General features: G+C 70.5%; 12 protein-coding genes. 7 read left to right on the forward strand and 5 right to left on the reverse strand.

Features of this window, described 5'->3' with window-relative positions:
- Positions 1-135: 135 nt before the first annotated feature.
- Together ctaC and ACVCAH_RS28215 are read left to right on the forward strand one after the other, a co-directional pair.
- On the forward strand, positions 136-1,107 hold the full coding sequence (ctaC, locus tag ACVCAH_RS28210) for an aa3-type cytochrome oxidase subunit II (protein ID WP_447139252.1): 972 nt from the start codon (positions 136-138) through the stop codon (positions 1,105-1,107).
- Between the two features lie 10 nt (positions 1,108-1,117).
- The gene (locus ACVCAH_RS28215; protein WP_447139253.1) at positions 1,118-1,543 is read left to right on the forward strand and encodes a cytochrome c oxidase subunit 4; all 426 of its coding nucleotides are present in this window, start codon (positions 1,118-1,120) and stop codon (positions 1,541-1,543) included.
- 319 nt (positions 1,544-1,862) lie between these two features.
- Here the strand turns inward: ACVCAH_RS28215 and ACVCAH_RS28220 are convergent, their stop codons facing one another.
- From ACVCAH_RS28220 to ACVCAH_RS28235, 4 genes are all read right to left on the reverse strand, one after another.
- Positions 1,863-2,069 (reverse strand): hypothetical protein, encoded by a 207-nt coding sequence (locus tag ACVCAH_RS28220; protein WP_447139254.1) that lies wholly within the window; start codon positions 2,067-2,069, stop codon positions 1,863-1,865.
- A 237-nt stretch (positions 2,070-2,306) separates the two neighbouring features.
- Positions 2,307-3,353: an anthranilate phosphoribosyltransferase gene (gene trpD, locus ACVCAH_RS28225; RefSeq protein WP_447139255.1), complete on the reverse strand. Its 1,047-nt coding sequence runs from the start codon at positions 3,351-3,353 to the stop codon at positions 2,307-2,309.
- 90 nt (positions 3,354-3,443) lie between these two features.
- Complete coding sequence (locus ACVCAH_RS28230; RefSeq protein WP_447139256.1) at positions 3,444-3,839, reverse strand: hypothetical protein; 396 nt, start codon at positions 3,837-3,839, stop codon at positions 3,444-3,446.
- 187 nt (positions 3,840-4,026) lie between these two features.
- A complete protein-coding gene (locus tag ACVCAH_RS28235; RefSeq protein ID WP_447139257.1) occupies positions 4,027-4,971 on the reverse strand; it encodes a cytochrome c oxidase assembly protein in 945 nt (314 codons plus the stop codon).
- Positions 4,972-5,079: 108 nt separating this feature from the next.
- Between ACVCAH_RS28235 and ctaE the strand changes: the two genes are divergently transcribed.
- The 5 genes from ctaE to ACVCAH_RS28260 all read left to right on the forward strand — a co-directional run bounded on the left by ctaE (position 5,080) and on the right by ACVCAH_RS28260 (position 10,223).
- Positions 5,080-5,679 carry an aa3-type cytochrome oxidase subunit III gene (ctaE, locus tag ACVCAH_RS28240; RefSeq protein ID WP_447139258.1) on the forward strand — a complete coding sequence of 200 codons (600 nt, stop codon included), beginning with the start codon at positions 5,080-5,082 and terminating at the stop codon, positions 5,677-5,679.
- A gap of 72 nt (positions 5,680-5,751) precedes the next feature.
- Positions 5,752-6,588 carry a cytochrome bc1 complex diheme cytochrome c subunit gene (qcrC, locus tag ACVCAH_RS28245; RefSeq protein ID WP_447139259.1) on the forward strand — a complete coding sequence of 279 codons (837 nt, stop codon included), beginning with the start codon at positions 5,752-5,754 and terminating at the stop codon, positions 6,586-6,588.
- A gap of 67 nt (positions 6,589-6,655) precedes the next feature.
- Positions 6,656-7,744: a cytochrome bc1 complex Rieske iron-sulfur subunit gene (gene qcrA / locus ACVCAH_RS28250; RefSeq protein WP_447139260.1), complete on the forward strand. Its 1,089-nt coding sequence runs from the start codon at positions 6,656-6,658 to the stop codon at positions 7,742-7,744.
- Positions 7,741-9,366, forward strand: coding sequence for a cytochrome bc1 complex cytochrome b subunit (qcrB, locus tag ACVCAH_RS28255; protein ID WP_447139261.1), 1,626 nt, complete (start codon positions 7,741-7,743; stop codon positions 9,364-9,366). Before qcrA ends, qcrB begins: the two co-directional genes overlap by 4 nt.
- A gap of 200 nt (positions 9,367-9,566) precedes the next feature.
- Positions 9,567-10,223, forward strand: a complete 657-nt coding sequence (locus tag ACVCAH_RS28260) for a DUF4142 domain-containing protein (protein WP_447139262.1) — start codon at positions 9,567-9,569, stop codon at positions 10,221-10,223.
- A gap of 91 nt (positions 10,224-10,314) precedes the next feature.
- Here ACVCAH_RS28260 and ACVCAH_RS28265 read toward each other — a convergent pair whose 3' ends face one another.
- On the reverse strand, positions 10,315-10,602 hold the full coding sequence (locus ACVCAH_RS28265; RefSeq protein ID WP_088992685.1) for an Lrp/AsnC family transcriptional regulator: 288 nt from the start codon (positions 10,600-10,602) through the stop codon (positions 10,315-10,317).
- Between the last annotated feature and the right edge of the window lie 162 nt (positions 10,603-10,764).

A 10,764-nucleotide genomic window follows, 5' to 3' on the forward strand; every position in this document is an offset into this window, starting at 1 on the left:
CCCAACACGGTCCAGCCCGTCATGGTCGAGTAATCTGCGACCGTCGGTGACGCCTTTGCCGCCGGTGCTGTCGCTCCGCCTGGCGAGGCGGCAGAAGAGAACAGACACCGCGGCGCGCTAGGGAGGCAGGACCAGGTGGTCGCAAGGAGTTCGGAGGTACGGCCCGCGGCCGTACGGCACAGCGCTTCCCCAGGAGCCGGTGGGCGCCGGCGGCGTGGTGCTGGTCGGCTCGCCGGGCTCGGTCTCGGCGGAGCGGCGCTGCTGGTCCTGCTCACGGGCTGTGACGTCGGCGCGGCGTTCGACGGCTTCGGCTGGCCGCAGGGTGGCATCTCGGCGGAGTCCCGCCGGATGTACGACCTGTGGATCGCCTCGTGCATCGCGGCGCTCGCGGTCGGCGTCTTCGTGTGGGGCCTGATCTTCTGGTGCGTCGTGCGCTACCGCAAGCGGGGCAACGAGCTGCCGGTGCAGACCCGTTACAACATGCCGATGGAGTTCCTCTACACCATCGCGCCGATCCTGATCGTCTCCGTGCTCTTCTACTACACGGCGATCGTGCAGACCGACGTGAACAAGACGACCAAGAACCCCGACGTCACCGTCGAGGTGGTCGCCTTCAAGTGGAACTGGCAGTTCAACTACCGCGACGGCCAGGGCCAGGACGCCAACACCGTCGCCTCGACGCTCGGCACCAGCGAGGTCATCCCGATCCTGGTGCTGCCCAGCAACCGGTCCATCCGGTTCGAGGAGACCAGCCGGGACGTCATCCACTCGTTCTGGGTGCCGGAGATGCTGTTCAAGCGGGACGTCATGCCCGGCAAGATCCGCAACGTGTTCGAGGTCTCCAGCCTGGAGACCGAGGGCGCCTACGTGGGTCGCTGCGCCGAGCTCTGCGGCAGCTACCACGCCTTCATGAACTTCGAGCTGCGGGTCGTGTCGCCGGAGAAGTACGACCAGTTCCTCGCGGCCAAGCAGGACGGCAAGTCCACCCAGGAGGCGCTGACGGCCATCGGCGAGGAGCCGTACGCCCAGACCACCCGGCCGTTCGAGACGCGGCGCACGGAAGCCAACTTCAACCCGGAGAACGCTCCGGTTGGCGCGGGAAGCTGAGGGAGCGGGCATGAAGACCGAGTGGCGTATCTTCCTGATCATCGCCGGGTTCCTGCTCTTCACGACCGTGCTGTACGGCGCCTGGACGGCCGGTGAGGGCGGCCGGGTCGAGTGGGTCGGCACGGTGGCGTTGCTGCTGTCCTTCCTGCTCTGCGCGATGTGCGGCGGCTTCTTCTGGTTCGTCTCCCGCCGTATCGACCTGCGCCCCGAGGACCGGCCGGACGCCGAGATCGCCGACGGCGCGGGCGAGGTCGGCTTCTTCAGCCCGGGCAGCTACTGGCCGTTCGGCATCGCGCTGTCCGCCTCGATCGCCGGCCTCGGCCTGGTGTTCTGGCAGTTCTGGCTGGTCGGTGTCGGCCTGGTGGCGGTCGTCCTCGCCGCCTGCGGCCTGATCTTCGAGTACTACACCGGCACCCGGCGCACCGCCGAGCACTGAGCCGGCGTCGTCGGACGAGCCTGACGAAGCCCGCCGCCCTCCGGGGAGGCGGGCTTCGTGCCGTCCTGCCTGTCCGCCTCGGCCGGGTGGCTCCTCGTCGCGCCCCACCCGACCCGCTGCTCGTGCCGGTCGCCTGGTTGGTGGGGGCCGAGGGCGGCTTGATCCACTCCGGTTCGCCGATATCGCGGTGTCGTGGCGATCTGGATACCGCGACATCGGCGAAATCGAGTGGGCGAAGGAGTGGGGCTCCGGTCAGGCGGAGAGCGGCCGGCGTGCGGGGGATCGCGCCGGTCGAGGTGGTCGGTGGGTGGGGTGGCGGTCAGGCGGCGCGGCGGTGGGCCGGCTGGGGCCGCCGACGGTCGGCCAGGCGGGCGGCGCGGAACGTGAAGGTGGCGATCAGCATGGCGGCGCCGCAGCCGGTGCAGATCAGCTCGGGGCAGTCGACGCCGTGGCCGTCGACGCACGGCGGCGCCTCGAACGGCTGAACGCCCTCGCAGGTGTCGCAGTAGAGCTCGCGATCCGGCACGCCGGACGCCTCCTCTCCCTCCGGGCTCCCGCCGGGCATCGAAGTGCGCGCCGGGAACGGAAAACTACTCGGCTGTAGTTTGGCACGCGGGTCCGACATGTCCCCCGTCACCCGCCGGCCGAGCCCCTGACCTGGTCATCGGTGGGCCGGCCGGCGTTCGCGGGGTGCGGCATGTCGGGATGTCCCGGGGCGGGGTCGCCCCGATATGCCGCAACCGGCGCCGGTTACCCAGCCCGGTCAGAGGGAGCGGGCGGTGGTGAGCCAGCGGTCGAGGACGGCGGCGGCCGCGCCGGAGTCGATGGACTCGGCCGCCCGCTCCATCCCGGCCCGCAGCGCTTCGGTCAGGTCGCCGTCGAGCGGCCCCTGGGTGGCCAGCGCCGCCGCCGAGTTGACCAGCACGGCGTCCCGCACCGGACCGGTCTCGCCGGCCAGCAGGCGACGGGCCACCTCGGCGTTGTAGGCGGCGTCGCCGCCCCGCAGGTCGGCGAGGGTGGACCGGGGCACCCCGAGGTCGAGTGCGTCCAGCAGCGCCTCGCGTACGGTGCCCTGCTGGGCCGCCCAGACCCGGGTCGGCGCGGCGGTGGTGAACTCGTCCAGGCCGTCCTCGCCGCGCATCACCAGCACCGAGTCGCCGCGGGCGGCGAAGACGCCGGCCATCACCGGGGCCATCCGCGCGTCGAAGCAGCCCACGGCGCCGGCCCGGGGCCGGGCCGGGTTGGTCAGCGGCCCGAGGAAGTTGAACGCGGTGGGTACGCCCAGCTCGCGGCGGACCGGGCCGGCGTGCCGCATGCCGGGGTGGAACCGGGCGGCGAAGCAGAAGCCGATGCCGGCCTCGGTGACGCACCGGGCCACGCCCTCGGGGCCGAGGTCGAGCGGGATGCCGAGGAACTCCAACAGGTCGGCGGTGCCGCAGGACGAGGAGGCGGCCCGGTTGCCGTGCTTGACCACCCGGACGCCCGCGCCGGCCACCACCAGGGCCGTCATCGTCGAGATGTTGACCGTGTGGGCGAGGTCACCGCCGGTGCCGACCACGTCCAGCGCGGTGGCCCGCAGCTCGTCGGGGAGCTCGACCTGGACCGCCCGGCCGAGCATCGCCTCGACCAGCCCGGCCAGCTCCGCCGAGGTCTCGCCCTTCGCCCGCAGCCCGACCGCGAAGCCCGCGATCTGCGCCGCGGACGCGGCGCCGGACATGATCTCGCCCATCGCCCACGCGGTGTCGGCGGTGGACAGCTCCTCGCCGCGCAGCAGCGCGTTGAGCAGGTGCGGCCAGGTCCGATCGCCCATGGTGGGCCTCCCGAGCAAAGCGAGCGGGTGCGGGTGGACGGAACCGGCGCCGGTCGGCCCGACGCCGTGGCGGGGCCGGGGCGGGGGACGTCAGGCGGGGGCGTGCGTCCGCAGCAGCTCGGCCACCGTGGTGCCGGTGGTCACCGGGTCGAGCGGGTGCACCAGGGTGGCGTCGACCTCGGCGTAGGCCGCGAGCCATCGGTCGGCGGCGCGGGCGATCACCACGCAGGTCGGCGGAGCGTCCTCGCGGTCGTCCTTGATCTGCCGGGCGATGCCGAGGCCGCCGCCCGGGCTGGCCTCGCCGTCGAGCAGCATCAGGTCGATTTCGTAGTCGTCGACCAGCCGGACGCACTCGGCGTAGTTGCTCGCCTCGACGAACTCGACCTGCAGGCCGGGCGCTGGGCGGGTGCCCACCGCGAGTCGCATCCGGTCACGGACCTCCGGGTCGTCGCTGTAGAGCAGGACGGTGCAAAGACGATCGCTCATGCCGGCACTCCGCTTCGCTCCGTGCCGTCATGAGGCACCATCGCACTGCGCTTGATGATTCGTTCGCTGCGCTCACTCATTGGCTGGACTGGCTCCCACCTCGTAGCTGCCCGCTGATCGTACCGGTCGGTGTGAGGTGCGCGACGTCCTGCCCGGCGGTGCCCGCGCAGCGTACCGTCGGCGCAGCTCAGGCGGCCGACTCCGCGGCGCGCTGGCGGGCCTCCTGGCGGTCCAGCTCGCGGTCGATCCGGCGGGATTCGCGCTCGGCCTGCTTCATCCACTGCACGACCAGCACGGCGAGCATGGTCACACTGACGAACTCGCCGCCGGCCCAGAGGATGCCGCCGGCGAGGACCTGGTCGTCCCAGGGGTCGGCCCAGCTGAGCCCGAGCGACGGGTACCAGTCGCCGCCGAAGAGCGTGCTGCTCTGCATGATGGTGAGCCCGAGCACGGTGTGGAACGGCACGGAGAGCAGCATCAGCAGGGCCCGGGCCGGGTACGGCCAGCGGCCGGGGAGCGGGTCGAGGCCGAGCAGCGGCCAGAAGAACACGCAGCCGGTCAGGATGAAGTGCGCGTGCACCAGCTCGTGCGCCCAGGCGTGCTCGAGGGTGAACCGGTAGAGGTCGCTGAAGTAGAGCGCGAAGGGGTTCACCACGAAGATGGCGAACGCCACCAGCGGGAAGCTGTAGATCCGCGCGAGCCGGCTGTGCACGATCGCGAGCAGCCGCTTGCGGGGCCGCTGCGGCAGGGTGCGCAGGGCCAACGTCATCGGGGCGCCCAGCGCGAGGAAGATCGGCGCGATCATCGACAGCACCATGTGCTGCACCATGTGCACCGACAGCAGCGCGGTGTCGTACGCGTGCAGGCCGCTGACCGTGACCAACGCGATACCGCCCAGGCCGGGGCCGAGGAAGAAGACCGTGCGGGAGACCGGCCAGCGGTCGCCGCGCAGCCGCAGCCGGTGCACCCCGTAGAGGTAGATGCCGGCGGCGAGCACCAGGCCGACGGCGAGCCAGCTGTCCAGCCGGGTCTCGGTGAACACCGAGGTGACGGTGAACGGCGGCGGCGTCGGCTCACCCCCCGTCGCGGCGGCGACCGAGGTGGCGGCGGAGATCCAATCGACGTGCAGCACGCTTTTCAGCCTAGGTCAGGCGAAGCGGACGACCCCTATCGGGCCACGGATGCCACCGGTTCGGCCCCCCGCTGATCGCCGGCCCCGGTCAAGGGCAATAATGACGGCGTGACTGCGGCCCCAGCCATTGACAAGAGCCGGATCCACTCCCTGACCCGACCCAACATGGTCAGCGTCGGGACGATCGTGTGGCTCTCCAGCGAACTCATGTTCTTCGCGGCGCTGTTCGCGATGTACTTCTCCATCCGCGCGGCGGCGCCGGAGCAGTGGGCGAAGCACACCGAGCACCTCAACATCCCCTACGCGACCACCTTCACGGTGATCCTGGTGTTGTCCTCGGTGACCTGCCAGCTCGGCGTGTTCGCCGCGGAGAAGGGTGACGTCCACGCCCTGCGGCGCTGGTTCACGATCACCTTCGTGATGGGCCTGATCTTCGTGCTCGGTCAGGTGAACGAGTACCGCGAGCTGGTGCACGAGGGCATCAAGATCAACGAAGACGGTTACGGGTCGATGTTCTACCTGACCACCGGCTTCCACGGTCTGCACGTGACCGGCGGTCTGGTCGCCTTCATCATCTTCATGATCCGCACCACCATGGGCCGGTTCACCCCGGCGCAGGCCACGTCCGCGATCGTCGTGTCGTACTACTGGCACTTCGTCGACGTGGTGTGGATCGGGCTCTACGCCATGATCTACTGGCTTCAGTGATCTTGGCGCGTCACGAACCGCGCCGCTGCTTCGTCCCCTGAGACAAGGTCCAACCGGTTAAGGACACAGGTCATGATTTCTGACAACGACCGCCGACGCGGTCTGCTCGCGCGGCTGCGCGGGCGGCCCGTAGCGCGCAGCAGGGGCCGCCGCCGGCTGGGTGCCGCGGTCCGGCTGTTCGCCGCGCTGATGCTGGCCGGCGGCGCCTACACCGTCTTCGCCCCCGGCGTGCAGGCGCAGGACAATCCGCCGCTGACCGGCGCCGCCGCGGAGGGCAAGGCGCTGTTCGACGTGAGCTGTGTGACCTGTCACGGTCGCAACGCGCAGGGTGTCGAGGGGCGCGGGCCGAGCCTGATCGGCGTCGGCGCGGCCTCGGTGGAGTTCCAGGTCGGCACCGGTCGCATGCCGATGGCCCGGCAGGAGGCCCAGGCGCAGCGCAAGCCGGAGCTCTTCACCGACGAGGAGGTCCGCCAGCTGGCCCAGTACATCCAGGAGCTCGGCGGCGGGCCGATCGTGCCGGACGGCGACAACCTGCACGAGGACGCGAACATCGCTGCGGGTGGCGAGCTGTTCCGGATCAACTGCTCGCAGTGCCACGCCTTCGGCGGTGGCGGCGGCGCCCTCTCCTCCGGCAAGTTCGCGCCGAGCCTGCGTCCGGCCACCGACCGGCAGATCTACGCCGCCATGCTGAGCGGCCCGCAGAACATGCCGGTGTTCGGGGACAACCAGATCACCCCGGAGCAGAAGGCGGACATCATCGCCTACATCCAGGAGACCCTCAAGCACGACCAGGACCCGGGTGGTTTCAACCTGGGCCGGTACGGCCCCTCCACCGAGGGCCTGGCGATCTTCCTGGTGGGCATCGTCGCGCTGGTCTTCACCAGCCTGTGGATTGCGGGCAAGTCGTGACCGGGCGGATGATTCGTTTCAGTGCTGTGGTGCCGCGGCTCGGCACCGCACGTAGCGAGGTGACGGCATGAGCACGCACACCGAGCACCAGGCCCAGCAGGGCCGGGAACCGCTCGACGTGAACAGCCCCGGGCTGACCCGTTTCGACATCGTGCGGGAAGGCGCCCGCCGGGACGACATCGAGATCGTCCACTACGAGCCGCAGGTGGTCCCGGGCAGCAAGGCCGAGCGACGGCTGACCCGTACGGTCGCCGCGATGTTCCTGCTGACCGGTCTGGCCGCGACCGCGTTCCTGGTCATCTACATCTGGTGGCCGTGGGAGTACGCGCCGGGCCGCGGCGGCGACAAGTGGTACACCCCGCTGCTCGGCGTCACCCTGGGTGTGGCCCTGCTCGGCATCGGCTTCGGCATCCTGACCTGGGGCAAGAAGCTGCTGCCCAAGGAGGTCTCGATCCAGGACCGGCACGAGGGCGCGGTCGCCGCGGACGACCGCACCATCACCGGCCAGACCATGCTCTACATGGCCGACGAGCTGGGCGTGAAGCGCCGGCCGCTGCTCGGCATCTCGCTGCTGGCCGGCCTCGCGCCGGTCGGCGCGGTCGTCGCGGCGCCGCTGGTCGGCGGTCTGATCTCCGACCCGCACAAGAACAACCAGATGTTCACCACCGGGTTCGCCCCGGCCGAGGGGGGCCAGAAGGTCCGGCTGGTCCGCGAGGACGGCCGGCCGGTCCGCCCGGCGGACATCAGCTCCGGTGGCCAGCTCACCGTGTTCCCCGGCATCGAGCACGGCGTGAGCAACCAGCACGCCGACTCGCCGACCCTGCTGATCCACCTGCGGGACTCGGACGCCCAGGAGTCGCGCCGCAACAACGAGCGCGAGGGCCACGGCGACTACATGTGGGGCAACTACGCGGCGTTCTCCAAGATCTGTACGCACGCCGGCTGCCCCGCGAGCCTGTTCGAGCAGCAGACCAACCGGCTGCTCTGCCCGTGCCACCAGTCGCAGTTCCTGATCACCGACAACGCCCGGCCCATCTTCGGTCCGGCCAGCCGGCGGCTGCCGCAGTTGCCGATCGAGGTGGACGGCGAGGGCTACTTCGTGGCGAAGTCCGACTACACCGAGACCATCGGGCCCGACTTCTGGGAGCGGCCGTGAAGCGGCGAAAGTTTGACATGGCGGCGGTGCCGGGCAGGACCGCCGCGGGACTGGACGACCGGTTCCAGGCGGCCACCCCGCTGCGCCGGCTGCTGAACAAGGTCTTCCCGGACCACTGGTCCTTCCTGCTCGGCGAGATCGCGCTCTTCTCGTTCATCGTCCTGCTGCTCACCGGGGTCTTCCTGACCTTCTTCTTCGAGCCGGCGATGACCGAGGTGGTCTACAACGGCAGCTACGCCCCGCTGCGGGGCACGCCGATGTCGGCCGCGTACGCCTCCAGCCTGGACATCTCGTTCGACGTCCGGGGCGGCCTGATCATGCGGCAGATGCACCACTGGGCGGCGCTGCTGTTCATGGCCGCGATCGTGGTGCACATGCTCCGGGTCTTCTTCACCGGCGCGTTCCGCAAGCCGCGGGAGACGAACTGGATCATCGGTTCGCTGCTGTTCTGGGTCGGCTTCCTGGCCGGCTTCACCGGCTACTCGCTGCCGGACGACGGCCTCTCCGGCACCGGTCTGCGGATCGCCTCGGCGATCATGCTCTCCATCCCGGTGATCGGCTCCTGGGTCACCTCGTCGATCTTCGGCGGGGAGTTCCCCGGCACCATCATCATCAGCCGGTTCTTCATCGCCCACGTGCTGCTCATCCCGGCGCTGCTGGTCGCGCTGATCACCGTCCACCTCGGGCTGGTCTTCAAGCAGAAGCACACCCAGTGGCCCGGCCCCGGCCGGACCAACGGCAACGTGGTCGGCGAGCGGATGTTCCCGCGCTACGCGCTCAAGCAGGGCGGCTTCTTCATGGTCGTCTTCGGCGTGATCGCGCTGATGGGTGGCCTGTTCCAGATCAACCCGATCTGGTTGTTCGGCCCGTACGAGGCGTGGGTGGTCTCGGCCGCCAGCCAGCCCGACTGGTACGTGATGTTCCTCGACGGCTCGACCCGGCTGATGCCCGCCTGGGAGATCCCCATCCCGATCGGTGACGGGTATGTGATCCCGCCGCTGTTCTGGCCGACGGTCGTGCTGCCGGGCATCCTGGTGGGCCTCTCCACGCTCTACCCGTTCCTGGAGGCGCGGCACCTCAAGGACTACCGCAGCCACAACCTGCTCCAGCGGCCCCGGGACGTTCCGGCCCGGACCGCGGTGGGCGCCATGGCGGTGGCCTTCTACGTGGTCCTGACGCTCTCCGGCGCCAACGACGTGATCGCGGACAAGTTCCAGATCAGCCTGAACGCGATGACCTGGGCGGGCCGGATCGGCCTGCTGGTGGCGCCGCCGCTGGCCTACTACGTCACCTACCGGCTCTGCCTCGGTCTGCAGCAGCACGACCGCGAGGTGCTCGCCCACGGTGTCGAGACCGGCATCATCCGGCGGCTGCCGGACGGCCGGTTCGTCGAGGTGCACCAGCCGCTCACCGCGGCGGACCACGACGGGCACCGCGAGCTGGACTACGCCGGCTGGGTGGTGCCGAAGAAGATGAACCGGCTCGGGGCCCTCGGCCCGGCCATCCGGGGCTTCTTCTACCCGATCGAGAAGCCGGCCGAGGCGCCGGTCTCGCCGGGTCACCCGCCGGTCGAACCCCGCCCGGAGCGGGAGGAGATCGGCAGCGGCGAGCGCCGGCGCTGATCCCCTGAGACACCCCGACGTGGCGCCCCCGGAGTCCTCCGGCGGGCGCCACGTCCGTTTCCGCCCCGCCTGATCGGGGAGCGGTCCGACCGTGACTCCCTGGGTGGGTACGACGGCGCCGCGGTCCCGGCGGGCGGATCGCAGGAATAACCCCGGCCAGTCGGGTATCCGTGCGGTCCAACGTCTCAAGGGGGGGAAGCATGTTGGGTATCAAACGCCTCGGCCTGCTGGCCGTGCTGGTGCTGGTGGGGCTGGCACCGGCCGCGGCGGCACAGGCGGCGGCGCAGCCGTCGGAGCAGGACCGCCAGTATCTGCAGGCGATCCACCGGGTCAACCTGTTCGAGATCACCACGGGTGACCTCGCCCAGCAGAAGGCGCAGAACCAGGCGGTCAAGGACCTGGGCGCGATGTTCAAGACGGACCACACCCAGCTGGACCAGACCGTGCAGCAGACCGCGTCGCAGCTGAACGTGGAACTGCCGGACGATGTCGGCGAGGAGCAGGAAGCCGTCATCGAACAGCTGAACAACGCCAGCGGCGAGGAGTTCGACCGGCTCTGGGTGACCAAGCAGCTGGCCGGCCACGTCCAGGCCATCCAGGCCACCCAGACGGAGATCTCGCAGGGTTCCGAGCAGGCGGTGGTCCAGCTGGCGCAGAACGCGCTGCCGACGCTGCAGGCGCACTACGACGCGCTGGTACAGCTGGCTCAGCAGCTCGGTGTCCCGGTTCCGCAGGCGACCGTGACCGGTACGCCGGGCCCGGGCGCCCCGCCGGCGCCGGGTGGCACCGAGACCCCGGCTCCGGGCGGCACGCCCGAGTCGCCGGGCACGGAGACGCCGAGTCCGGACCAGAGCTGACCGCTCACGACAGTGGCCGGTCCACCCACGGGGTGGGCCGGCCGTCGTGCGTAGGGGCCCGGCCGGTGGTGCCCGCCCGCGGCCGCCGTGATCAGTCGGCGTTGGCCAGGCCGATCGCGAACGCCTCCTCCAGGTCGTGCTGGGAGTACGCCCGGAAGGCGATGTGCGACTCGGTGTTCAGCACGCCCGGCACCTTGGAGATGCGGCCGGCGATGACCTGCTCGATCTGGTCGAACTCGCGGACCCGGACCATGGCGATCAGGTCGACGTGACCGGCCACCGAGTAGACCTCGCTGACGCCGGGCAGGTCGGCCAGGGCCTCGGCCACCTCGGGGATCGAGTCGGTAGCGCAGTCGATCAGCACGATCGCGGTGATCACGGGACATTTCTCCGTTCGTCGGCGTCGTCGCCCATGCTAGTGCGGTGGCCATTAACGTTCGTCGGGTTGGTCGGGGTTGGGGAATTGTCGTAGGGGTGGTGTTGGCTGTGGTTTGTGCCTCGCCGTCGGGACCCTGCCGCACTACGGGTTGTGCATCGCACG

The organism is Micromonospora sp. LZ34 (assembly GCF_052981855.1).

What these genes read in the sequence shown, in the direction of transcription:
- ACVCAH_RS28215 (WP_447139253.1), top strand. Translation starts at nt 1,118, where the DNA reads ATGAAGACCGAGTGGCGTATCTTCCTGATCATCGCCGGGTTCCTGCTC.
- trpD (WP_447139255.1), bottom strand. Translation starts at nt 3,353, where the DNA reads ATGGGCGATCGGACCTGGCCGCACCTGCTCAACGCGCTGCTGCGCGGC.
- ACVCAH_RS28230 (WP_447139256.1), bottom strand. Translation starts at nt 3,839, where the DNA reads ATGAGCGATCGTCTTTGCACCGTCCTGCTCTACAGCGACGACCCGGAG.
- qcrC (WP_447139259.1), top strand. Translation starts at nt 5,752, where the DNA reads ATGATTTCTGACAACGACCGCCGACGCGGTCTGCTCGCGCGGCTGCGC.
- qcrA (WP_447139260.1), top strand. Translation starts at nt 6,656, where the DNA reads ATGAGCACGCACACCGAGCACCAGGCCCAGCAGGGCCGGGAACCGCTC.
- ACVCAH_RS28260 (WP_447139262.1), top strand. Translation starts at nt 9,567, where the DNA reads ATGTTGGGTATCAAACGCCTCGGCCTGCTGGCCGTGCTGGTGCTGGTG.